The organism is Kitasatospora sp. NRRL B-11411, from assembly GCF_000721345.1.
Taxonomy (GTDB): Bacteria; Actinomycetota; Actinomycetes; order Streptomycetales; family Streptomycetaceae; genus Kitasatospora; species Kitasatospora cineracea.
Map to the genome: position 1 here is coordinate 14,943 of NZ_JOGH01000081.1, position 23,200 is coordinate 38,142.

Consider the following 23,200-nt stretch of genomic DNA (forward strand, 5'->3'; position numbering starts at 1 on the left):
AGAGTCCTTGTGCCAGCAGCACGTTGAGCGCGGCCAGGCCCCGGCACTGCGGCGGGGCGTGCACGGCGGTCTCCTCCAGCCCCTCGCTCAGCCGGACCAGCAGGCGCACCCGGCGTTCGGCCGGCCAGTCCTGGAGTTCCCGGACCAGCCCGCCGCCGTCCAGCGTCCAGTCGCCGCGGTGTTCGGCGTTGCGCCGGTGGAGGCTGCGGGCGACGGCCTCCAGGTCCCGGGAGTCGGCGAGTTCGCGGACGGCGGCCGGCCGGCCGTCGGGCTGGTGCTGCGGCATGGGGGTGCGGCCCTCCACTGGGTGGGTCCTCCGGATGGTCCTCCGGATGGTTCTCCGGGTGGTCCTCGCGGCGATCACGGGCACCCTACGCGGCGCCACCGACGGCCCCGGCCGGACCGGGACCGCCCCGCGCGCCGCCGTCCCCGGTCAGTTCGGGAGGCCGAACCGGACCGGTCGGCCGGCCGAGTCGACGTCCAGCGCGGGCGTGTTGGGGCCGGTGCCGTAGGTGAAGCGGTGGCTGCCGTCCTGCCCGCCGCCGGGGATGACGGTGGGTTCGGTGCCGGGGGCGAGGTCGGGCAGCCAGCGGGCGGCGAAGGCGTCGGCGGCCGGGCGGACCGCCCGCGCGGCCGCGGCGGCCTGTTCGGCCGGGACGGCGGGCGGTTCGGCGCCCGGGCCGGCGGAGACGGTCTCGAAGTCGCGGAGCCGTCCGGAGGGCCAGTCCACCGTGAGGAAGCCGCGGTCGACGGTGACCGACAGCTGGTCGACCCCGGGGGACAGGAAGCGCTGGGTGCGGATCACCCGGGCGTCCGGCCCGAACAGCAGCGCGGCGTCCTGCCGGGCCAGCCGCTGCTGTTCCGCGTCGGCCTCGACCGCGCCGGTGGCGACCGTCGGCGACAGCACCGCGGACTGCAGCAGCAGGACGGGGACGCCCACCGCGGCCGCCAGCAGGCCGGTCAGCCGCCGCTCCCGCCGGTCCGGGGCGATCCGGCGCCGCCGCGCCAGCAGCACCGCGCAGCCGAGCAGGACGCCGAGCAGGCCGCCGGCCGCGTTGCAGGCGAAGTCGCCGCTGTCGCAGGCCCGGCCGATCGAGGGCAGCATGCCCTGGGCGGTCTCGGTGGCGGCGCCCAGCGCGAGCACCCCGCCGGCGGCGGCCAGCGGCCGGCCGAAGGCGGGCACCGCGAACAGGCCGATCGGCAGGTACAGCAGGAAGTTGAGGCGTCCCTGCTCGGTGCGCAGGGCCAGCCACGGGTCGCCGCTCCAGGCGCACACCCGGGCGGCGCCGCCGCCGGTGGCGGTCGGGTAGAGCGTGACGGCGAGTTCCCCGGCCAGCGCGACCGCGAGCAGCAGGACGGCCCGGCGCGGCAGGCCGTGGCGCCGGGCCGCCAGGTGGCCGGCGGTGCCGAGCAGCAGGGCGAGGACCAGGAAGGCCGGGATCATCCCGGTGTTGCCGTGCAGGGCGGCGCGGATCATCGGTGCTCCGTCGGGGTGGGCGCGGCGCGCGCGGCCGGATCGGCGCGGATCCCCCCGCCTGCCCCTGACGGCACGTCACCGATCGGTGGGGAGCGGGGAGTTGCGGCGCGGACGTCCCCCCGTCGGCACCGTCACGGCCCCCGCTCCGTCGTCGGACGATCCGTCACTGTACACACTGTGCCCGGGCCGCACCGCCGCTTCGGGCGGTCACCGGATCGCCGGATCGCCGGATCGCCGGATCGCCGGATCGCCGGATCACTGGATCACCCGGGCGAGCCCGGACCGGGTGGCGGCGACCACCACCCGGTCGCCGGGGGCGAGCCGCCGGGAGCGGTCGGCGAAGTTCCACTGGTAGTCGTGGACGCGCCGGTGCAGCCGGACGGCGAGCACCCGGACGCCGCCGGGGCCCTCCAGGTCGCCGGTGTTGCGGCCGTCCAGCGCGGAGCCCTCCTCGACGGCGAGTTCGGCGATCAGCAGGACGTGGCGGAAGACCGAGAGGGTGCCGAGCACTTCGCGCCCCATCAGGGCGGCGGCGAAGGCGGGCGCGGCCAGGTAGGAGACCGAGCGGGAGGCGACGTTGCCCAGCGTGGCGTACACGTGGTGGGCGAAGTCGTCGTCGAACAGCCGCACCACGATCCGGACTTCGGGGCGGACGGCGCGGGCCTCCAGGGCGGCTTCCAGGTTGGCGGCGTCGTCGGAGGTGACGGCGACCACGGCCCGGGCGTGCTTGACCCGGGCCTGCTTGAGCTGGGCCTCCAGCGGGCCCTCGCCGATCAGCACCGGGATGCCCAGGGCGCGGGCGGCCGCGATGCCGCGGGCCTGCGGGTCGCGCTCCAGGCAGACCACGGGCAGGCCGGTGGCGTGCACCAGGGCGGCGACCCGGGTGCCGACGTTGCCGAGGCCGACCACGATGACGTGGTCCCGGGTGCGGGCGCCGGGCGGGCGGGGCAGGCCGCGGCGGCCGCTGGCCAGCGCCTCGACCACGATGGCGGTGGCGACGGGGACGAAGGTGATGCCGCAGAAGGTGATCAGCACCTGGGCGACCCGGGCCCAGGAGTCGCCGAGCACCTGCTGGCCGGGGACGTCGGGCTGCACCGCGCCGGCCGCGTCGAGCAGCGTGAAGTACACCGTCCAGCCGATCCCGCCGGAGTGCGTGGTGTGGGTGGCCAGTACCGCGCCGCCGATCACGATCGCCGCGAACGCGGTGATCAGGATCATCCGCAGCCGGGTGTTGGTGAAGTACTTGAGGCTGTCGAGCAGCCACCACTTGAGCCGCTTGCGCAGCGGCTGGCGCAGCGGCGGTTCGGTGTCCAGGCTCTGCAGCGCGGCCAGGCCGCCGGGGCCGTGGTCGAGCGCCGGGTCGGGCCGGGCGACCGGGCCCAGCGCTTCGCCGCCACCGAGGAGTTCGGCGATCCGGATGAAGTCGGCGGCCCGGCCGCCGGTCTCCGGCAGCAGCCGGAGCCGGCCGAGGTCCTGGCGGTCGATCCGGTCGGCGACCAGGCAGATCTGGTTGGGGCGGATGTCGGCGTCGTAGGCGACGTACAGCTGCCGCCCGCCGACGTCGACGGTGTGCGGGCGGCTCAGGGCGCCGTTGGCGAAGGCGGGCGCGGCGGTGGCGGAGCCGGAGAGCGCGGCGCAGTTGGGGAGCAGTTTCTCCAGGTGCTCGCCGAGGCGCTGGTTGAAGATCCGCAGCACGATCCGGACGCCGGGGTTGCGGTTCTCGGCGGCGAGCGCGGCGTGGATGTTCTCCTGGTCGGTGCCGTCCATCAGCGCGATGCCGCGGGCCTGCTCGATCCGGGCCGCGCCGAGCGCCTCCCCGGTCACCGTGGAGTACTCCAACACGGCCGTCACCCCGGGTATTTGGGCGATCGCCGGCCCGTGCTCCCGGGACCGGTCGGGCACCACGGCGACGACCGGCACCTCGTACTGCTCGGTGAGCTCCAGGATCAGCCGGTGCGCGAGCGAGTTGCCGCCGCACACGATGTAGTGCCCGCCGGGCCCGGCCTCTTCCGCCCCCGGCTCGACCGTCCCCGCCCCGTCCTCCGGGCTCCCCCGCCCCTGGTCCGTCATAGCGTCAGATGGTAGACGGCCCGTCAGGACGCGTGGGTGAACGGACGGTATCGGATCCGGGTGCGGGCGGGGCGGTCCGTTCGTCCGTCCGGCGGAGCCTGCCGCGCCCCGGGGGTGGTGGGGCGCGGAGGCTGGTGGGTGTGTCCTGTCCGTTCCGTCCCGCCCCCCTCGGAGGAGCCATGAGTGCCCCGTACCGGATCGACTCCCGCAACGACCTGCCCGGGCCGTTCCAGCAACTGGCCCGGCTGGCCTGGCAGGCGGTGCTGGCGGGCGGGCTGATCTCGCTGGCGCTGGGGATCGTGGTGCTGGTGTGGCCGAAGCAGACGCTGTGGGTGATCGGCGTGCTGTTCGGCCTGTACCTGCTGGTGATCGGCGTGGTGCAGCTGGTCGGCGCGTTCGGCACGCACGCCTCGACGGCGCTGCGGGTGCTGGCGTTCGTCAGCGGGGCGATCTGCGTGCTGCTGGGCCTGCTGTGCTTCCGTTCGGCGGCCCAGTCGGTGCTGCTGCTGGCGCTGTGGATCGGGATCGGCTGGCTGTTCCGCGGCATCACGCAGTTGGCGGCGGTGGCGTCGGACCCGATGATGCCGGCCCGCGGCTGGCAGGGCTTCGTCGGCGGTCTGAGCGTGCTGGCGGGCGTCGTGCTGATGGTCTGGCCCGCGCACTCGATCACCGCGCTGGCGATCCTGGCGGCCTGCGGCCTGCTGGTGATCGGCGTCACCGAGATCGTCGCGGCGCTGCGGATCCGCAGCGGCGCCAAGCTGTACCCGCACGACCTCTGACGCCCCGTCCGCCCGTACGTCGAAGGGGCCCCGGGCCGGTGGTGTGACGCACGTCTCGCCACCGGCCCGGGGCTTCGATGTCACGGATCCGGCCGCCGGCCGCTCTCAGTCCCGGAAAGCGTCCACCGGTTCTGGAGAGAGATCACTGGCATGGAGATCCTGCGGTACGTCCTCCTCGTCTTCCACCTGTTCGGCTTCGCCGCGATCCTGGGCGGGATCTTCTACCAGCTGCGCGGGAAGGACCCGGTGGTCGGCGGCTACGTGCTGACCAGCGCGGTGGTGCAGCTGGTGACCGGCGCCGGGCTGATCGCGGTCCGGCACGCCCTGGACCTGCCGGTGTCGGACCCGAAGATGGCCGTCAAGCTGGCGCTGGACGTGCTGATCGCGGCGGTGGCCGTGGCCGGCGTCCGCAACCGGAAGGCGTGGCCGTTCTTCACGGTGGCCTCGCTCACCGCGGCCGAGGTGGTCGTCGCCGTCGCCTGGACGTGACGGCCGCCCCGGCCCGGCGGCTCAGCTGCCGGCCGCCCCGGCCCCGGCGGCTCAGCTGCCGACCGGGGCGGGCCGCTCGGGGGCGAGCGAGTTGCCGGCCGGGATGCGGCCGCAGTCGGACGGGGCGGCCTTCCCGGCGAACCGGTCGTTCAGGTAGAGCACCGCGGTGGGCGCCCACGGGACGGCCGCGCCGAGGTGGCTGAGCAGGTCGTACTGCTGGTACTTGATGCTGCCGTTGCCGGTGGCGCAGTACTGCCGGGCCAGCGCGCGGACGTCGCCGGCCACCATCACGCCGTCGCCGGTGCCGATGCCGGAGATGTTGCTGAAGGTGCCTTCCAGGACGCCGCCGTTGCCCTGGGCGAGGTAGCCGGGGACGGTGGGGGTGGCGGCCGAGCCGAGGTTGACCTTGTTGACGGCGTCCAGGTACTCGGGGATCGAGTTCGGGTCGGCGTAGGCGGGCTTGGCGAGCTTCTGCCAGGTCAGGCCGGGGTACTGGCCGAGCGCGTTGACGATCGAGGCGTCCTGCATCTTCGCGAACACCTGCTTGCCGTAGTCGCTCAGGTAGGGCTGCAGGTCGAAGCCGTAGGCGCGGGCCACGCCGGTGATCGCCATCGGGATGACGCCGGGCCACACCACGCCCCCGGCCACGTACTTCAGGTTGTGCGCGGGGTCGACCAGCAGGCCGCCCTCGGCGAAGCCGACCAGGCGGCGGTTGACGTCGGGGGCGTAGGAGGGGGCGAGGGCGGCGGCCCAGTTGGTGGCGATCGCGCCGCCGGAGTAGCCGAGCAGGCCGAACCGGGTGTCGGCGTCCATCCCGGTGGCGGTGGAGGCGGAGGCGGCCCGGATCGAGTCCAGCGTGGTGGTGCCGTACTCGGGTCCGGCGGCGAAGTCCGCGGTCTGCCCCTCGGTGTCGGGGATGACCACGTCGTAGCCCTGGAGCACGAACGGGACGACGAACAGCGCCTCGGCGTTGGCGATCGCGCCGCCCAGGCTGACGTCGCCGGCCACCGCCCGGGAGGGGGCGTGCTCGGGGTTCAGCGAGTCGTAGAAGGACTGGTAGGAGACCGCCCTGCTGCCGTCGCTGCCCAGTCCGCGCACCACGGTGGTGACGCCCGCGCTGGGGCGGCCCTGCGCGTCGGTGGTGCGGAACAGCAGCTGGACGGCCTGCACGGGGGTGGGCAGGCCGAGCAGGTGGTAGGAGAGGGTCCGGGTCTTGAGCACGGTGCCGGGTGCGATCGAGGACAGCGGGGTGCTGCCGTCGTAGCGGTAGAACGGGTCGGCCGCGGTGGTGGCGGCCGTCGCGGTGGTGGTGGCGACGGGGGCTGCGGTGGCGAGGGCGGCGGCGGCGAGGGCGGTGGCGATCAGCCGGGCGGCTCGGTTCATGGCGGTTCCCGTTTCTGCGTGGGGGCGGTGGCGCGACCTGGAGAACGGTGGGGGATCGCGGGAGTTACCTACGGGTAGGTAACCTCCGGGGACCATGATGACCGCGCCGCCCGGCCCCGTCGCCGGGTCGTCGCCCAGAGATTCACGAGGTGGATTGTGACCGCGTCCAACGCCGGGCCCTCCGGCGAACTCGCCGCCGGCGGGCCCCGGTTCGGCGGCCGCCCGGTCCACCTGCGGCTGCTCGCGCTGGCGCCGGTGCTGGCCGCCGAGGTGATGGTCCGGCTGCTGGACCGGCTCCCGGCCTACCACGCGCTGCCGCCCGAGCAGTTGCGCGGCGAGATCACCCGTCAGGTCGAGCGCGGCATCCGGGCGTTCGTCGAGGTGATGCGCACCGGCGTGCTGCCCGGCGAGGCCGAACTCGCCCGGATCCGCGAGTCCTCGGCCCGCCGCGCCGACGAGGGCGTGCCGCTGGAGTCCGTGGTCGGCGCCTACCACCTGGGCGCCCAGCTCTGCGCGGCCCGCCTGCTGGCCGAGGCCGACCCCGCCGACCTGCCCGACGTCGCCACCGCCCAGGACCGGCTGCTCGGCTACCTGCGGGTGGTCAGCTGCGCGGTCGCCGCCGGGTACGTGCAGGAGCGGCAGACCGCGCTCGGCGACGAGCAGGTCTCCCGGCAGGCCCTGCTCTCCCGCCTGCTGGAGGGCGGCGACCCGCGGGCCGCCGCCGACCGGGCCGGCATCCGGCTGCCCGCCCGCTACCTGGTGCTCTCGCTGGCGATCGGCCCGCACCCCGACGAGTCCCGCCCGGGCGTCAACCGCTCGGTCGTCGCCCGCCGCAAACTCCGGCGCCTGCGCACCGAGTTGGAGCGCCACACGGACGGGGTGCCGCTGGCCTCGCTGGCCGCCGGCGGCGGGCCGGTGCTGCTCCCCGACGACTCCCCCGACCCGGCCCCCGACCGCGCCGCGCTGGCCGCCCTGCTCGACCGCCTCGCCCGCGCCTGCGGCGCCGACCTCACCGCCGGGGCCGCCACCGCCGCCCCCGAGGAGGTCGCCGGGGCCGCCCGGCTGGCCGCCGACGTCCGCCAGGTCGCCGAGGCCACCGGCCGCGGCCCCGGCCTGCACCTGCTCGACGACGTCCTGGTCGAGTACCAGCTCAGCCGCCCCGGCCCGGCCCGCGAAGCCCTCGCCGCCCTGCTCGCCCCGCTCGCCGGCCGCCCCGAACTCCTCACCACCCTGCGGGCGTTCCTCGCCTGCGGCCTCGACCGCCGCCGCACCGCCACCCGCCTCCAGATCCACCCCAACACCGTCGACTACCGCCTGCGCCGCACCGCCGACCTCACCGGCCTCGACGCCGTCCGCGGCGCCGACCTGCTCACCCTGCGCGCCGCGATCGCCGCCCACGACACCGCGACGGCCCTGCCCTGACGCCCGCTCAGGACAGTTTCACCGTCACGTCGAACAGCAGGTAGCCGGCGAGCTGCCCGACGACCCCGTCCTGCTGCTCCCCGATCAGCGCCCCCGTCCCGTCCGCGAGCCCGGCCCCGCCGCCGTTCATCGGCACCCCGACGCCGGGCATGCGCACCGTCACCAGCCGGGCCGAGCCCGGCACGTAGCGCAGCAGGACCTTGCGGGCGGCGAAGAAGTCGCAGGAGTCCCAGACCTCGCGGGCGTTGTCCGCCGTCAGGTAGCCGGTCAGCCCCGGGTTGTACAGCGGTTCGGCGGGCAGTTCGACGTGCGCCCGGGCGTTCTGCAGCTTCGCGGCCGCGTTCCCCCGCGCGCCTTCGGCCGGCGAGGCCATCGAGTCGAAGTTCGCGGCGACGGCGTTGTTGTAGAACAGGTACACCTGGTAGGTGTGCCCGTCGAGGGCCACCACCTGCTCGCCGAACTTCGCGTCCGACTGCTTGTCCCGGCACTGGACGAAGTTGCGCTCGTCGCCCTGGACCGGGTCGTCGGTGATGGAGTTGAACACCGGGTAGGTGGCCGGGGACGACATCAGGAAGGTGGTCCGGTCCGGCCCCCACCCCCCGCCGTTGTCGATCCGCTCGCCCGCCGGAGCGGACACCGCGGGTGCCGGGCCGGGCGTGACCGCGGCCGCCGCCGTCGCCCCGGCCGCCGGGCCCGCGGCGCCCTTGCGCTGCGCGGCGGTGTGCAGGACGTAGGCACCGCCGCCGAGCAGGGCCGCGGCCAGCGCCACCGCGATCCACCGCGCCCGGTACCGCCGGGGCGGCGACTGGGGAGCGGCCTGGACGACGGTCGCCGAGGCGGCCTGGACGACCGGCCCGTGGAAGGTGCCGCCCTCGATCCTGTTGCTGTTCTCCATCGCCGCTCCGCCCGTCCGGTCCGCTCCCGGCGGACAGTCAGAACGTACACCTGGCACGGAAGTTGGGACATGTGTTCACGCCGTCGCCGTCACCCCCGCGACCGCCAGCAGCAGGACCGCCGAGACCGCCGAGAGGCGGCGGGCCGCGGCCGGGGTGGCGCCGAAGCGGTGGCCGAGGCGGGCCGCGCCCAGGGCCACCGCCGAGTAGACGGCCGCGCAGCACAGCACGTTGACCGCGCCGAGGGCCGCGACCTGGCCGCCGACCGGGAGGGGGCCGTCCGGGGTGACGAACTGCGGGACCAGCGACAGGTAGAGCAGCAGGCCCTTCGGGTTGAGCAGCGCGGTCAGCAGGGACTGCCGCAGCACCGTCCGCGCGGGCTGCGGCCGGGCCGCGGCCAGGGCCCGGGCGCCGTCGCCGCGGCGCAGGGCCAGCAGCATGCCCGCGGCGAGCAGCACCAGGTAGCCGGCGCCCGCCAGCCGCAGGACGGGCAGCAGGGCGGGGACGGCCCGCAGCGCGGCGGCCAGTCCGGCGGCGGAGAGCAGGGTGTGCACGGCGTAGCCCGCGCAGACGCCGGTGACCGCGGTGAGCGCGGCGCGCCGCCCCTGGCCGAGGCCGCGGGCGGCGATGTACAGCCAGTCGGGGCCGGGCGTGCAGACCAGCAGCACGTCGACGCCGAGGAAGAGCAGCAGGGCGTGCGGGTCCATGGGCACCTTCGGGACGGCCCCGGGGAGGGGCGGAAATCTCAACCCCTGGACGCTAGCCGTCCACCGTTGGCAGCCGATGTCCCGTTTTCGCTGGTCAACGCCCCGCTCTGGCAGAATGTTGCGCCATGGACCGCCTTGACCGCAGAATCCTCCACGAGCTCCAGCAGGACGGCCGGATCAGCAACGCCGACCTGGCCGACCGGGTCGGCCTGACGCCGTCCCCGTGCCTGCGCCGGGTCCGGCACCTGGAGCAGCAGGGCGTGATCCGCGGCTACCGCGCCCGGCTCGACCCGGCCGCCGTCGGCCGCGGCTTCCAGCCCTTCGTCACGGTGGTGATGCGCCACGAGGACCGGGCCACCGTCGCCGAGTTCGAGCGCCGGGTGGCCGAACTGCCGGAGGTGGTCGAGGCGCACCGCCTGTTCGGCGACCCGGACTACCTGCTGCGGGTCGCGGTGGCCGACCTCGCCGCGTACGAGCGCTTCGTCACCGACGTGCTCTCCGGCCTGCCGGGCATCGCGCAGGTGCACTCGCACCTGACGATGAAGCAGGTGAAGGCCGACACCGGCATCCCCGTCGGCTGAGCCCCTGCCGTCCCCGCCGGCTGAACCCCTGCCGTCCCCATCGGCTGAACCCGACCGACGCCCGTTCAGACCGCGGCCGCGGGCTCCCCGGGGACGTGCTCGATCCGGCGCAGCGAGTGGAAGTGCACCACCGTCGGCGGGTGCTCCAGTTCGTTCAGCTCGCCCTCCGACCAGACCGGCCGGAACCGCCACATCGGGCCCGCGTACGCCCGCAGGGCCTCCTCGTCCCGCCAGCGGGTGATCATCTGGACCCGGTGGTCCCCGTCGGCGCAGGCCCGGAGCAGTTCGCCGCCGAGGAAGCCGTCCCACCGGCCGAGGCCGGGCAGCACGGTCGAGGCGAGCCTGGCGCAGAAGTCCTCGGCCCGGTCCGGGGCGACCTGCGCCTCCCAGATTCGGATGATCATCTCGGCCTCCTCGGCTGAACACCGGACCCTGCTGCCCATTATCGGACGACCCCTCTCCTTTTCCTCCCGCTTCCTCCGCCTTTCTCCGTTCGGACCGCCGCCGATTGCCGCCTGCCCCTCCCGGGCCAAGACTCGGCGGTGAACCCGTTCGACGAGAGGAGCCCCGACATGGCGGTCTGCGTGGTGTGCCAGAACGACTACTGGCTGTCCTTCGAGATCAAGACGATCACCGGCGACACCTACGTCTTCGACAGCTTCGAGTGCGCGATGGAGAAGCTCGCCCCGCGCTGCGAGCAGTGCACCGTCCGCATCGTCGGCCACGGCGTCGAGGTCGCCGGCCGCTTCTTCTGCTGCGCCCACTGCGCCCGCGCCAACAGCGTCCTGGGCGCGGAGGTCCGCGACGCGGTGGGCAGTCACCCGTCCTGACCCCGGCACCGACGAGGGGCGGCCACCGCAGTGTGCGGCGGCCGCCCCTCGTCCGTCACCGGCCTTCGCCGAGCAGCGCGTCGACCGCCGCCTCCGCAGTACCGGCGATCCGGAAGGCCGCGGCGGCGGCCGCGGTGTCCTCCCGGGCGCCGACCGCGTCGCCGAGCGCCTGCCGGGCCCCGGCCCGGCGGCCGAGGCACCGGCCCCGCCGGTCGTGGTCGCCGAGGACCAGGCAGCGGTCGGCCGCCCCGGTCCAGTGCTCGGCGGCAGCCGCGTACCGCCCCGAGCCGTGGAGCAGGATGCCCGCGTTCTCCAGGGCCGTGCACTGAAGGTCGAGGTCGCCCAGTTCGTGGCCCACCCGCAGGACGGTCTCCAGCACCTGCAGCGCCTCGTCCGGGCGGCCCGCCTTGACCAGCGCCGTGCTCCGGTGGAGGCGCACCTGGGCCGCCATGTAGGTGTCCCCGAGTTCGTCCATGCTCTCGACGGCCTCGGCGAGCCGATCGACGACCTCCTGCGGGTCGTCCTCATCGGCCAGCCCCCGGAGCAGGGTGAGGTTGGCGCCGACCCGGACGGCCAGGTAGTGGTCCAGGGAGTCGTGCGCGGCCCGCAGCGCCGCCTCGAAGGCTTCTGCGGCCTCGGCCCGCAGGTGCTGGTCGCGCAGCACCATGCCGAGGTTGTTGAGCGTGATCGCCTCGCCGTGTCGGTCGCGGATGGCCCGGCAGACGACGAGGTCGGCCCGGTACGCCTCGGCTGCCTCGGGCAGCCGCCGCAGCTGGTGCAGGGCCCGCCCGAGGTTGGTGTACGCCATGCCGCGTTCCCGCAGGCTCCCGTCCGGCGGGTACATCGCCAGTGCTTCGTGCAGCACTTGCACGGCTTCGGCGCACCGGCCCATCTGCTGGTACGTCAGCCCGAGGTTGGTCAGGACCGCGGCCTCCAGCTGGGCCTCACCGCGTTCGGCGCACAGTTTCCGCGCCCGTCGGTAGGACGCCTCGGACTCCGTGAAGCGGCGCAATTCGCGCTGGGCCGTGCCGAGGTTGTTGAGGATCTCGGGCTCGGCCAGCCTGATCAGCGGGTCGCGCGCGGTGCTGGCGGTGTCGAGGGCCTTCCGGGCGATGGCCTCGAAGTCCTCCAGGTGCCGCCGCAGGCTCTGGTGGTCGATCAGCAGCGCGTGCAGCACCACGGTGATGTCGGGGCGCCCGAGTTCGGGCGCGGTCAGGGCGGCGGCCCGGAGGTTGGGGTACTCGGCGTCCAGCCATGCCAGCGCGGCGGCCCGGCCCGGGAAGCGCCGACCGGGTGCTTCGCCGGGCTGGAGCTGTTGGTCGGCGGCGGCCGCGAGGTCGCGGTAGAGCATCAGCATCCGCCCGGTGGCGGCGGTCCGGGCCGCCGGGGTGTCCTTCTCCCGACAGAGTTCCTCGGCGTACAAGCGCATCAGGTCGTGCATCCGCCAGCGGTCGTGCACGGCGGCGGGCTGGACCAGGTGGGCGCGGGCCAGGGCGTGGGTGAGCGGCTCGACGTCATCGGGCGGCAGGTCGGCGAGGTGGGCGGCGGTCTCGGTGGACAGGTCGGGGCCGGGGTTGAGCGACATCAGCCGGAACAGACGGGCCTGGTCGGGCGGCAGGTGGCGGTAGGAGAGCTGGAAGGCTGCGCGGACGGCGAGGTCCTCGCGGGCGAGCCGGGCCAGGCGGCGCCGGGTGTCGCGCAGTGACTGCGCCATCGCGGACATCGGGCGGGCCGGGAGGTCGCCGAGCAGGGCGGTGACCACGGCGAGGGCGAGCGGGAGGCCGCCGCAGAGTTCGGCGGTCTCCCGAGCGGCGTCGGGCTGGTCGGCGACCCTCCGGTCGCCGGGGTGCAGCCGGTCCAGCCCTCGGGCGAGGAGCGCCACGCCGTCGTCGGCCGCCAGCACCGGCAGGTCGAGCACGGGCAGTTGGAGGTCGCTGAGGGTGTGCCGGGAGGTGACCAGCAGCGGGATGCCCGGCACGTTGGGCCGCAGCGGGTCGACCTGGGCGCGGGAGCCGGCGTTGTCGAGCAGCACCAGCAGCGGCTGCTCGCGCGCGTACGTGCCGAGCACGGTGCGGTAGAGCACGGTCCGCTCCGCGGTCTCGGCGGGCACCTGCCCGTCCGGGACGCCGAGGGCCCGCAGTAGCGAGCCGAGAGCGCGGTGCGGGTCGACCCGGCGGTCCTCGTCGTAGCCGAACAGGTCGAGGAACAGCACCCCGCCCGGATAGCGGCCGGGCAGTGCCAGGGCTCGGTGGACGGCGTGTACGGCGAGTTCGGTCTTGCCCGCGCCCGGTAGGCCGGTGATCAGCCGGCCGGCCGGGTCGGGTCCTTCCAACTGCTCTACCAGTTCGGCGAGTTCGGCGTCCCGGCCGACCAGCACCGGGGACCGGGCAGGCAGGCCCCCGAGGGCCCGCAACTGCGGTGCGGGCGGCAAGAAAATGGCCTGCTCCGCCTGAACGGCCGGCCCGAAGAACGTCCCGCCGTTGATGCTGTTCCGGTTTCCCACGGTCCCCCCGGTGGTGCGTCAGAAGGTGAACCTTAGCCCGGCCGGGGACGGGGCGGTGGTGGCGCGGATCTCCGGGAGGCGGGTGAGCAGTTCGCGCAGCAGGATCCGCAGGTGCCGGCGGGCCAGGTGGGCGCCGAGGCAGAAGTGCGGGCCGCCGCCGCCGAAGCCGAGGTGGGGGTTGGGCGAGCGGGTGATGTCGAAGGTGTCGGGGGCGGCGAAGACCGTCCCGTCGCGGTTGGCGGAGCCGTGGCAGAGCAGCACCCGGTCGCCCGCGGCGAGCCGGATGCCGGACAGCCGGTGGTCGACGGCGACGGTGCGGTGGGAGCGGGCGAACGGGGCGGCGCAGCGGGCGATCTCCTCCACCGCGCCGCCCAGGTGCGCGTCCGGGTCGGCGAGCAGCAGGGCGCGCTGGGCGGGGTTGGCGGTGAGCAGGTGCAGGCCGTGGGTGAGCGCGTCGCGGGTGGTCCGGGCGCCGTGGGTCAGCAGCAGGGAGCAGAAGGCGGCCAGTTCGCGGGTGCCGGGGCCGCGGCCGTCCGGGGCGGGGGCGGCCAGCGCGGAGAGCAGGTCGCCGGTCGGCCGGCGGCGGCGTTCGCGGACGGCGGCGGAGACCGCCAGCCGGAGGGCCAGCCGGGCCCGCGGGCCGTCGCCCCCGGTGGGCGCCGCGGTCCGGTGCAGGCGTTCGGGCGGCAGGCCGAGCAGGGCGCAGAGCGCCCGGTGCGGGAACTCGGCGGCGACGGCGGCCACGAAGTCGGTCGGGCGCTCCCGTTCGACCCGGTCGACCAGTTCGGCGGCGAGGGCCCGGAGGTCCCGCTCGGCGTCGGCGGCGGGCCGGGGCGGGAACGCCCGGCCGACCGTCCGGCGCAGTTCGGCGTGCCGGGGGCCGTCCAGGTCGAGCAGCGAGTCGCCGAACAGCGCCCGCGCCACCCACCGGGACGGCCCCGGCCCCGACAGGTACACCTCCGGCGCCCGGCCGGCCGCCGCCACGTCGGCGTGCCGGACCAGCGCCCAGCAGCGCCGCCCCGTCGCCCGGTCGGTGAACCCGACCGGGCCGGGGCGCTCGCGCAGGCGGGCGAACGCCACCGCCCGCGCCTCCTCGGGGAGCCGCCAGAACGCGGGGTCGCCGAGATCGATGCCGCGCGGGGCGGCGTCCACGGATACGGCCATGGGGACGTTATCGCGCAGGCCGTGACGCTACGTCAAATCGCCGTCACCGTAGGCGACCGGCCCGGGCACCGGACGTCACGCCTGCGGGTCGGTGGCGTACGGGTTCCGGCCGTGGGGCTGCTGGCCGTAGGGGTTCTGGCCGTACGGGTTCTGTCCGTACGGCTGCTGGCCGTAGGGGTGCTGCCCGTACGGCGACTGTCCGTGCGGCGGCTGGTCGTACGGCGGCTGTCCGTACGGCGGCTGATCGTCGCGTTCCGGCTCCGGGTCGTCGTCCGTCGGCTCCGGGTCCGGCGCGTCCTCGGGCTCGTACGGGGCGAGTTCGCGGGCCAGCAGGGTCGCGCCGGCCACCGCGCCGGGCATCGCCAGCACCGTCACCACCGGGACCAGGAACAGCAGGGCCAGGCCGGCGCCGAAGCCGAGCGTCATCGGCAGCCGGGAGCGCAGCAGCCGCAGCCGCTGCTTCTGGGTCAGGCCGCGCTTCTGCAGCGGCGTGCCGGTCAGTTCGACGGCCAGGTAGAAGCCGGAGACGCAGAGCGCCACCACCGGGACGACGGTCTGCCCGAGCACCGGGACGAACCCGCACAGGAACAGCACGATCCCGAACGCGGCCGCCCGCAGCAGCACCGCGAGGCTGTCCCGGGCGGCGGTCCACAGCTGCCGCCAGAGCGGGACGTCCGGTTCCGGCGGGCCGCCGCCCTCGGTCTCCTCGACCTTCGCCGACAGCGACTCGTAGAACGGTTCGCCGATCAGCAGCGCCACCGCCGTGAAGGTCAGCATCGCCAGCAGTCCGCCCGCGCCGACCGCCACCACGGCGAGGACCGTGCGCACGACGTCGCGCCACAGTTCGCTCCAGCCGTCCGCGAACGGCGTCGCCCAGGCGGCCAGGTCGCCCGCGTACACGATCAGCACCGCCAGCGCGGCCACGTAGCCGACCAGGGCGATCAGCGCCGGGATCATCCCGAAGCCCCACCAGCGGCCGTGCCGCGCCACCCACCGCTGCCCGTTGAACAGGAACCGCAGTCCCGCCCCGAAATCTCGCATTCCCGAACCTTAAAGGAACCGTCAAACCGGCCGGGCGCCCACCCGTCGCCGCCCCGCCGGCCGTTCCGGCCCGTGCGGCCCCGGCCCGGGCCGCACGGGCGGTCTCAGGGGGTGCCGCCGCCCGCCGGGGCGGGGACCCGGTCGGTGGTGGTGGCGGCGGGCCGGGCGGCGCCGCGCAGGATCCCGGCGGACGCGGCGGCGGTGGCGCACAGCAGGGTGAGCAGCAGGAAGGCGTGGTTCAGGGCGGTCAGGTGGGTGAGCCAGCCGATGACGGCGGGGCCGGCCAGCATGCCGAGGTAGCCGAGCCCGGCGACCCGGGAGACGTTGGCGCCCGCGGCGGCGGGGTCGGCGTGCCCGGCGGCGCTGAACAGCTGCGGGACGCACCCGGACAGGCCGAGGCCGAACAGCGCCCAGCCGAGGAACGCCGCCCACACCCAGGGCGTCAGCGCGGCGACGGTGATGCCGAGCGCGGCCGTCGCCGCCCCGTACCGCAGCACGGCGGTCGCCCCGTGGCGGGCCGCGAACCGGTCGGCGAGCAGGCGGCCGACGGTCATCGCGGCCGCGTAGGTGCCGTAGGCGAACGCGGCGGTGCTCGCGGGCGCGCCGAGCACGTCCTTGAGGTGCAGGGCGCTCCAGTCGTTGGCGGCGCCCTCGCTGAGCATCACCATCAGCGCCAGCACGGCGAGCACCCGGATCCGGCGGCGGGCGCCGTGGTCGGCGGGGGCGGCGCTGCCGGTAGGGGCGGCGCTGCCGGTAGGGGCGGCGCTGTCGGTAGGAGCGCCGCTGTCGGCGGCGGCCGCGGGGGCTCCGGCCGGCGTCCCCTCGGGAGCGTCGGCGGGCGCCGCGGTGCCGGGCAGCAGGCTGCGGGCGGTCAGCAGGGCGACGGCGAGGCCGGCCGCGCCGAGCAGGGCGAGGGTGGCGGCCGGGCCCAGGCCGGTGGCGGCGGCCGCGGCGGCAGCGCCGGCGGCGATCACCCCGCCGACCGAGAAGGTGGCGTGGAAGCCGGACATCACGGGGCGCCCGTACGCCTGCTCCACGTGCACGGCGTGGGCGTTCATGCTGACGTCCAGGCAGCCGTTGGCGAAGCCGAAGACCAGCAGCGCGCCGGCCAGCGTCCACGGGTTCGGGGCCAGGCCGGGCAGCACCAGCGACGCGGCGCACAGCGCGCCGGAGGCCGGGACGACGGTGCGCGCGCCGAGACGGTCGGTCAGGCTCCCGGCCGCCCGCATGCCCGCGAAGGCGCCCAGGCCCAGCAGCACCAGCAGGCCGCCGAGCGCGGCGTGGCCGATGCCGACCCGGGACTCGACCGCGGGGATGTGCACCACCCAGGCGCCCATCAGGGTGCCGCACAGGACGAAGTAGACGTAGGTCGCCACGCGGGCGGCTCGGAGCCGGTGTTCCATGCCGACGACCATAACGAACATCCGAGCTGTTCGAAAGTGGGCTCAACGAACAGATTGCCTGTGCGTTGCGGGGTGCGGTTCAATCTCGGTATGAACAACTCGGAGCGGCACGCCCTGATCGCCCAGACCGTCCGGGACGCGGGCAGCGCCACCGTCCCGGAGCTCGCCGCCCTCACCGGCGCCTCCGAGATGACCGTCCGCCGCGACCTGGACGCCCTCTCCGCCCAAGGCGTGCTGGAACGCTTCCGCGGCGGCGCCCGCACCCTGCTGCTGCGCGGCGAGGAACCCCCGTTCGCGCTGCGCGCCCGCGAGGCCGTCGACGCCAAACGCCGGATCGCCGCCGCGATCTCCGCGCTGATCGCCGACGGCGAGACCGTCGTCCTCGACAGCGGCACCACCTGCCTGGAACTCGCCCGCCTGCTGCGCGAACGCCCCGTCACCGTGATGCCGCTCTCGCTGCCCGCCATCCACGTCCTTGGCGACGCCCCCGGCCCGGCCACCCTGATCGTCCCCGGCGGACAGCCCCGCGCCGCCGAGGGCGCCCTCACCGGCCCGCTCACCCTCGCCTCGCTCTCCGCCCTGCGCTTCGACACCGCCGTCGTCGGCTGCTGCGCGCTCAGCGCCGCCGACGGCCTGACCGCCTACGACCTCGACGACGCCACCGTCAAGAAGGCCGCCACCGCCGCCGCCCGCCGCACCGTCGCCGCCGCCGACGGCGGCAAACTCGGCCGCACCGCCTTCGCCCGCGCCGTCCCCACCGACCGCATCCACACCCTCGTCACCGACCCCACCGCCCCCGCCGCCGAGATCACCGCCCTCGAGGACGCCGGCGTCACCGTCACCCTCGCCTGACCCGGCGCCCCGCCCGGCGTGCCGCGACCCCCCGGCGCGGGTACCCGGAGAGGGTGGACGGCACGGACCCGCGACAGGACGACGGAGGTGGCCGGTGAACGGTCGGGTGACGGCGGAACAGGCCCGGGCATGGCTGGACGTCGCGGTGGCCGAGGCGGAAGCCGGACTCGCGGAGGGCGGCATCCCGATCGGAGCCGCCCTGTTCCGGCGCGACGGACGGCTCCTCGGCCGCGGACACAACCGCCGCGTGCAGGACGGCGACCCCTCCCTGCACGCCGAGACCGCCGCGTTCCGCGCCGCCGGCCGGCTGCGCGGCTACCGCGACACGGTGATGGTCACCACCCTCTCCCCCTGCTGGTACTGCTCGGGCCTGGTCCGCCAGTTCGGCATCGGCCACGTGGTGATCGGCGAATCCACCACCTTCACCGGCGGCCACGACTGGCTCGCCGCCCACGGCACCGGCATCACCCTGCTCGACGACCCGCACTGCGTCCGCCTGATGGCCGACTTCACCGCCGCCCGCCCCGACCTCTGGTCCGAGGACATCGGCGAATGACCCAGCCCCCACCGGAACGGCACCGCCCGCCGCCGCGCCCCGGGCGCAACGACGGGCGGACGCCCCACTCCTGACGAACCGTCAGCCGCGCACGGAAGCCACCGCGGCCCCCAGCGCCTCCTTGATCCGCGGCCCGAGCCGGGCGAACCCCAGCTCCTTCATCGCCGCCCGCAGCAACTCGTCGTCACTGCGCTTCTCCCCGTCCGAGTCCAGCCAGCCCACCAACGCGACCAGCTCCTCCGCGGAGTACCCGGTGATCGGCTTCCCCGGCACCAACTCGGGCTTCGCCCACCCCGCCGCCACCGAAACCGGCGCCGGCTCCTCCAGCACCACCTCCGGCACGACCACGGGCTCAACGGCAACCGGCTCAGGCTCCGGCTCCGGCTCCGGCTCCGGCTCCGGCTCGGGCTCGGGCTCAACGACCTCGACGGCTTCCGGCTCGGGTTCAGTCACCGGCTCGACAACAGCCTCGGGCTCCGGCGCCTCGGCAACGGCCTCAGGCTCGGCCTCGACCTCAACGGCCTCCGGCTCCTCGACGGCAGCCTCAACCTCGGGCTCAGCAGCTTCAGCTACCTCAACGGCCTCCGGCTCCGGCTCAGCCACCGGCTCCTCAGCAACCTCGGCAACCTCCGGCTCGACGGCCTCCGGCTCCTCGGCGACAACCTCGGCCTCCGGCTCCAGCTCAGTCACCGGCTCCTCGGCCACAACCTCGACCTCGGGCTCGGCCTCGACCTCGACGGCCTCCGGCTCCTCAACCGCAGCCTCGACCTCGGGCGCAGTCTCCTCCGCCTCGGGCTCGACAGCCTCGGTCTCCTCGACCACCGGCTCCTCGACGGCGACCTCAGCCTCGGCCTCGGCCTCCTCGACCACCGGCTCGGTCTCGGTCTCCACCGCAACAACCTCGGCCTCGGCCTCGACGGCCTCCTGCTCCTCCGCGGCGACCTCGTCCTCCGCCGCCGGTCGCGGTCCCCCCGCCAGCGCGGTCTTCGCGGCGACGTGCCGGTCGTACGCCGCCAGCGCAGCGTCCTTGTCGGCTTGGCGCTCGTGCAGCTCCGCCAGCAGTTCCGTCAGTCCCTGCTCGGCGAGTTCGAGGCGGAGCTGGCGGAGGGCGGAGAGGCGGTAGAGGGTGCCCTCGTCGGCGGCGAGGCGGTCGACGAGGTCGGCGAGTTCGGTGAGCGGCAGGGAGTCGAGGGCGCGCTCGGGAAGGAGGCGGGCCAGCGAGCGGACGGCGTCGGCCAGGGATTCGACGACGCCTGCGGTCTCGGTGAGCAGGGCTCCGTCGACGGGCACCGAGGGGCGGGAGGACGCGCCGGAGAGGGCGGTCCAGTCGCGGTGGGCGGCCGCTGCGGCGACCAGCGCGGTGTGCAGGTCGGCGCGGCCGGGGCGGGTGCCGGCGGTGGCGAGGGCCCGGGCCTGGGCGCGGAGCTGGCGGCGGCGGTTCCAGCCGAGCTTGGCGCCGGCGTCCTTGCGGTAGGCGGAGTTGCCGGTGGCGGCGGCGAGTTCGGCGAGGTCCTGTTCGTAGGCCTCGGTGCGCAGCGCCGCGGAGGTGGCGTGGACGCGCTGGAGGAGGTCGAGCAGGGTGGTGAGGCCGCCGAGGGTGTCGGGGATGTCGAGGCCGGCCTTGGCGGCGATGGCGTTGGCGGCCTGGCCGACGGCGCGGGTGTCGCGGCTGCGGAGTTCGGCGAGGACGGTGGAGGCGGCGCGGGCGTCCTCGGGACCGGTGAGGGTCTCGGCGGCCTCCAGCCAGGGGTTGGCGTCGGCGGTGAGGGCGAATCCGCCCTGGTCGGCGAAGCGGCCGAGTTCCTCACGGGTGCTCTGGCGGGTCTCGCCGTCCGTCGCGGACGCGGTCTCGGACGCCGCGTCGTCGGCGTCGTTCAGGGTGCGCACTGTCATGTGAAGTCCGGTTCGTGGCGTTTGGCTGGCAGAGGGACTGGCGGGGCGGGTGGGGTGGGTGCGGCGGCAGTGGCGTCGCGGGAGGCCAGAATACGGGTGCGCGTTCGAGCCGCGCACGCACCGGCCCTCCGTGAAATGCCGGGCCGCGGCGGACCGGTGGCGGTGGGCGCGGGGCCCGTCCGCGTGGTCCGTACGGTAGGGAGCGGCACCGACAGTACGCCCCGGCGGGGTGGGGGGCGGGAGTTGGGTGGGGTCATCGGTCCTCTCCTGGGTGCCGGGCGGGGTCCCGGGTGGGGTGCCGGCCGGCGGGCCGGGCGGTGGGGTCGGGGGGCGCGTGGCGGCGCAGGGCGGCGAGTCCGACGGGTGGCTGGTGGTCGCGGACGTGCTCGCGGTGCCACCAGGCGCCGGTGGCGCGCAGTTCGGGGCCGTCGGTGAAGCGGTAGCGGTACAGGCGGGCCCGGACCAGGGCGGGCGGGGTGCCGGGGAAGGGGTTGCGGCGCAGCAGGCGCAGGGTGTCGGGGTCGTTGACGAGCAGGCGGGCGAGCAGCGGGAGGAACCAGGGGCGGGCGTAGGAGGGGGAGATCGCGGCGAACCACATCAGCCAGTCGAGGCGCAGGTGGTAGGGCGCGAACTGCCGTGGCAGGCGGCGCAGTTCGCCGGGCTTGCCGGGGAATTCGTACTCCTGCCAGCCGTCGGTGCCGTGAACGTCGCGGGTGCCTTCGAGGACGATCTCGTACCGGGTCCGGTTGACGGAGCCGAACGCGCCGTAGCTGTTGACCAGGTGGAGGCGGTCCCAGGAGCGGTTCATCTGCTGGCGCGGGGAGACCAGGTTGCGGGCGGGCTGCCAGGAGCGGGCCAGCACCAGCAGGGTGTAGGCGGCCACCAGCACCTGGTACCAGACGGGTTGGCCGGGGTAGTCGAGGTCGGGGCCGATCGGCAGGACGCGGCGCAGCGTGCCGGTGTCGAGGACGGCCAGGGCGAGGGCGACGGTGAGCCAGTTCAGCCAGGCGAAGTTGCCGGAGGCGATCAGCCACAGCTGGGTGGCGATCATCAGCAGGGCGGCGTCGGAGGCGATCGGCTGCGGGAGGAACAGGCCGAAGGGGACGGCGAGTTGGACCACGTGGTTGGCGGCGGCCTCGGCCTTGTGCAGCGGGCGGGGCAGGTGGTGGAAGAACCAGCTGAGCGGGCCGGGCATGGGCTGGGTCTCGTGGTGGTGGTAGAGGCAGGTGAGCTTGCGCCAGCAGGCGTCGCCGCGCCACTTGATCAGTCCGGCGCCGAACTCGACCCGGAACAGCAGCCAGCGCAGCAGCCACAGCACGAGCAGCGGCGGGGCGACCCGGTCGTTGCCGAGGAACACGGCGAGGGCGCCGGCCTCCAGCAGCAGGGACTCCCACCCGAAGGCGTACCAGGTCTGCCCGGTGTTGACGATCGACAGGTAGAGCGCCCAGAGCAGCGCCCACAGGGCCATCGCGGCGCCGAGCGGCAGCAGGTTCGCCGCCCCGGCGAGCAGGGCGGCGGACAGCAGCAGGCCGGTCCGGGCGACGGCGGCGTACAGGCGGTCGCTGTAGTGCCAGTGGAACAGGCTGGGGGCGCGGCGGAACGGGACGCGGGCCAGGAAGCGCGGGATCGGGAGCATGCCGCGGCTGCCGAGCAGGGCGCGGAACTGGCGGGCGGCGGCGAGGAATCCGCAGCAGTAGACGAGGGCGAGCAGGCGCAGGAACAGCTCGCGGGCGAGCCGGTACTCGGGTGCGGCGAGCCATGCCATGCGGCCGCTCCTTCGGTCGGCTGCGCTCGGGGCCGCCCCCATGCCTACCATCCGGCGCGGCCGGGGCGGCCCGGCCGGGGGCGCGGTGGTGCGCCGGTTCATCCGGTCGGCCCTGCCCGGCGTGCGGCGGGGGGCGTTCGCGCGTAGTGACCCGTCCCCGGTCCGGAAACCCCCTGTCGGCCGCGGACGGAGTGTGGTGTCATTCCGCCGAACACACCCTGTCAGGACCAAGACCAGGAGACGCCCATGTCCGCACCCTCTCCGCAGTCCCCGGCCGACGCCGGCCCCGACTGTCCGCCCCCGCCCTCCCCCTCCGGGGCCGGGAAGGCGCCTGCGACCGGGAAGGTGCCCGCGGCCGGGCTCGGGGCGGCGGTGTGGGCGGCGCTCGGCATCGTGTACGTGGTGTGGGGGTCGACCTACCTGGCGATCCGGGTGGTGGTGGAGACCATGCCGCCGCTGCTGTCGGGCGCGCTGCGCTTCGGGGCGGCGGCGCTGCTGCTCGGCGCGGGCCTGGCGGTCCGTCAGGGGTGGCGGGCGCTGCGGGTGACGTGGCGTCAGTTCGCCTCCGCGTTCCTGGTGGGCGTGCTGCTGCTGGTCGGCGGCAACGGCCTGGTGGTGCTGGCCGAGCGGACCGTCCCGTCGGGGCTGGCGGCGCTGATGGTGGCGAGCGTGCCGCTCTGGGTGGTGCTGCTGCGCCGGGCGTTCGGGGCCCGGACCGGCCGGACCACGCTGGCGGGGGTGCTGGTCGGGCTGGTGGGCCTGGTGGTGCTGACCGCGCCGGGGCTGACCGGTGCGGTCGGGCTGTCCGGCCTGCTGCTGGTGGTGGGCGCGGCGGTGGTGTGGGCGCTGGGCTCGGTGCTGGCGGGGCGGCTGCCGATGCCGGCCGATCCGTTCGTGGCGAGCGTGTACGAAATGCTGGCGGGCGCGCTGGGCGCGCTGGCGCTGTCGTTCGCCCGGGGCGAGCCGGGCGGGTTCGATCCGGGGGCGGTGTCCGCGGGGTCGTGGGCGGGGCTGGTGTACCTGGTGCTGTTCGGCTCCATTGTCGCGTTCACGTCTTACGCGTGGCTGTTGCAGCGCGCGCCGCTTCCGTTGGTGGCGACCTATGCGTACGTCAATCCGGTGGTGGCGGTTTTCCTCGGCTGGCTCTTCCTCTCCGAGGCGCTGACCTGGCCGATCATGGTCGGTGGGGCGATCGTGGTCGGCGGGGTGTTCCTGGTCGCACGGAACGAACGATGAGAGCTCCGTGGACGAACCTCCCGGGTTGAATTCAAGAAGGTAACGAGTTGGTCGAATCGCCCCGACCAATGATTTACTTCTTGACGACACATGACGGGTGGGCTTGACTCCCCTTCACCTCGCCGTAGGGACACGGCGCTGTCAGGGAGGCACCAC

At 75.2% G+C, this 23,200-nt stretch carries 20 protein-coding genes; 8 read left to right on the forward strand and 12 right to left on the reverse strand.

Annotated elements, in window-relative coordinates; genetic code table 11:
- Window positions 1-433: 433 nt before the first annotated feature.
- Together IH44_RS43120 and IH44_RS0127850 are read right to left on the reverse strand one after the other, a co-directional pair.
- Window positions 434-1,477, reverse strand: coding sequence for a hypothetical protein (locus tag IH44_RS43120; protein WP_030462502.1), 1,044 nt, complete (start codon window positions 1,475-1,477; stop codon window positions 434-436).
- Between the two features lie 255 nt (window positions 1,478-1,732).
- On the reverse strand, window positions 1,733-3,547 hold the full coding sequence (locus IH44_RS0127850) for an NAD(P)-binding protein (protein ID WP_081967164.1): 1,815 nt from the start codon (window positions 3,545-3,547) through the stop codon (window positions 1,733-1,735).
- Window positions 3,548-3,726: 179 nt separating this feature from the next.
- Between IH44_RS0127850 and IH44_RS0127855 the strand changes: the two genes are divergently transcribed.
- Together IH44_RS0127855 and IH44_RS0127860 are read left to right on the forward strand one after the other, a co-directional pair.
- A complete protein-coding gene (locus IH44_RS0127855; RefSeq protein WP_030462504.1) occupies window positions 3,727-4,326 on the forward strand; it encodes an HdeD family acid-resistance protein in 600 nt (199 codons plus the stop codon).
- Between the two features lie 150 nt (window positions 4,327-4,476).
- Entirely contained in the window at window positions 4,477-4,815 is a 339-nt protein-coding gene (locus IH44_RS0127860; protein ID WP_030462505.1) for a hypothetical protein, read from the forward strand.
- A 51-nt stretch (window positions 4,816-4,866) separates the two neighbouring features.
- Here the strand turns inward: IH44_RS0127860 and IH44_RS0127865 are convergent, their stop codons facing one another.
- Entirely contained in the window at window positions 4,867-6,198 is a 1,332-nt protein-coding gene (locus tag IH44_RS0127865) for a lipase family protein (RefSeq protein ID WP_030462506.1), read from the reverse strand.
- 156 nt (window positions 6,199-6,354) lie between these two features.
- Between IH44_RS0127865 and IH44_RS0127870 the strand changes: the two genes are divergently transcribed.
- Window positions 6,355-7,620 (forward strand): CdaR family transcriptional regulator, encoded by a 1,266-nt coding sequence (locus IH44_RS0127870; RefSeq protein ID WP_035956600.1) that lies wholly within the window; start codon window positions 6,355-6,357, stop codon window positions 7,618-7,620.
- Between the two features lie 7 nt (window positions 7,621-7,627).
- Here IH44_RS0127870 and IH44_RS0127875 read toward each other — a convergent pair whose 3' ends face one another.
- Both IH44_RS0127875 and IH44_RS0127880 read right to left on the reverse strand, forming a co-directional pair.
- Window positions 7,628-8,515: a hypothetical protein gene (locus IH44_RS0127875; RefSeq protein WP_030462508.1), complete on the reverse strand. Its 888-nt coding sequence runs from the start codon at window positions 8,513-8,515 to the stop codon at window positions 7,628-7,630.
- Window positions 8,516-8,590: 75 nt separating this feature from the next.
- Complete coding sequence (locus IH44_RS0127880) at window positions 8,591-9,220, reverse strand: LysE family translocator (protein ID WP_030462509.1); 630 nt, start codon at window positions 9,218-9,220, stop codon at window positions 8,591-8,593.
- A 125-nt stretch (window positions 9,221-9,345) separates the two neighbouring features.
- Here IH44_RS0127880 and IH44_RS0127885 point away from each other — a divergent pair, with 125 nt between their 5' ends.
- Complete coding sequence (locus IH44_RS0127885) at window positions 9,346-9,801, forward strand: Lrp/AsnC family transcriptional regulator (RefSeq protein ID WP_030462510.1); 456 nt, start codon at window positions 9,346-9,348, stop codon at window positions 9,799-9,801.
- 65 nt (window positions 9,802-9,866) lie between these two features.
- Here IH44_RS0127885 and IH44_RS0127890 read toward each other — a convergent pair whose 3' ends face one another.
- Window positions 9,867-10,205, reverse strand: coding sequence for an antibiotic biosynthesis monooxygenase (locus IH44_RS0127890; RefSeq protein WP_051817396.1), 339 nt, complete (start codon window positions 10,203-10,205; stop codon window positions 9,867-9,869).
- A 168-nt stretch (window positions 10,206-10,373) separates the two neighbouring features.
- Between IH44_RS0127890 and IH44_RS0127895 the strand changes: the two genes are divergently transcribed.
- A complete protein-coding gene (locus IH44_RS0127895) occupies window positions 10,374-10,631 on the forward strand; it encodes a hypothetical protein (RefSeq protein WP_030462512.1) in 258 nt (85 codons plus the stop codon).
- A 55-nt stretch (window positions 10,632-10,686) separates the two neighbouring features.
- On the opposite strand, the gene IH44_RS0127900 is transcribed toward IH44_RS0127895, so the two are convergent.
- The 4 genes from IH44_RS0127900 to IH44_RS0127915 form a co-directional block, all read right to left on the reverse strand.
- Window positions 10,687-13,062 (reverse strand): tetratricopeptide repeat protein, encoded by a 2,376-nt coding sequence (locus IH44_RS0127900; RefSeq protein ID WP_157852485.1) that lies wholly within the window; start codon window positions 13,060-13,062, stop codon window positions 10,687-10,689.
- 90 nt (window positions 13,063-13,152) lie between these two features.
- Window positions 13,153-14,298 carry a cytochrome P450 gene (locus tag IH44_RS0127905; protein ID WP_030462514.1) on the reverse strand — a complete coding sequence of 382 codons (1,146 nt, stop codon included), beginning with the start codon at window positions 14,296-14,298 and terminating at the stop codon, window positions 13,153-13,155.
- 75 nt (window positions 14,299-14,373) lie between these two features.
- Entirely contained in the window at window positions 14,374-15,339 is a 966-nt protein-coding gene (locus IH44_RS0127910) for an EI24 domain-containing protein (RefSeq protein WP_030462515.1), read from the reverse strand.
- A gap of 104 nt (window positions 15,340-15,443) precedes the next feature.
- On the reverse strand, window positions 15,444-16,742 hold the full coding sequence (locus tag IH44_RS0127915; RefSeq protein WP_232795120.1) for an MFS transporter: 1,299 nt from the start codon (window positions 16,740-16,742) through the stop codon (window positions 15,444-15,446).
- Window positions 16,743-16,832: 90 nt separating this feature from the next.
- On the opposite strand from IH44_RS0127915, the gene IH44_RS0127920 reads away from it, so the two are divergent.
- Both IH44_RS0127920 and IH44_RS0127925 read left to right on the forward strand, forming a co-directional pair.
- A complete protein-coding gene (locus tag IH44_RS0127920) occupies window positions 16,833-17,594 on the forward strand; it encodes a DeoR/GlpR family DNA-binding transcription regulator (protein ID WP_030462517.1) in 762 nt (253 codons plus the stop codon).
- Window positions 17,595-17,688: 94 nt separating this feature from the next.
- On the forward strand, window positions 17,689-18,150 hold the full coding sequence (locus IH44_RS0127925) for a nucleoside deaminase (protein ID WP_035956603.1): 462 nt from the start codon (window positions 17,689-17,691) through the stop codon (window positions 18,148-18,150).
- A gap of 81 nt (window positions 18,151-18,231) precedes the next feature.
- Here the strand turns inward: IH44_RS0127925 and IH44_RS43125 are convergent, their stop codons facing one another.
- Together IH44_RS43125 and IH44_RS0127935 are read right to left on the reverse strand one after the other, a co-directional pair.
- Window positions 18,232-20,043, reverse strand: coding sequence for a hypothetical protein (locus IH44_RS43125; RefSeq protein ID WP_157852486.1), 1,812 nt, complete (start codon window positions 20,041-20,043; stop codon window positions 18,232-18,234).
- A gap of 253 nt (window positions 20,044-20,296) precedes the next feature.
- Window positions 20,297-21,808 (reverse strand): lipase maturation factor family protein, encoded by a 1,512-nt coding sequence (locus tag IH44_RS0127935; protein WP_081967166.1) that lies wholly within the window; start codon window positions 21,806-21,808, stop codon window positions 20,297-20,299.
- 246 nt (window positions 21,809-22,054) lie between these two features.
- Between IH44_RS0127935 and IH44_RS0127940 the strand changes: the two genes are divergently transcribed.
- Window positions 22,055-23,044, forward strand: coding sequence for an EamA family transporter (locus IH44_RS0127940; protein ID WP_030462521.1), 990 nt, complete (start codon window positions 22,055-22,057; stop codon window positions 23,042-23,044).
- Window positions 23,045-23,200: the final 156 nt, after the last annotated feature.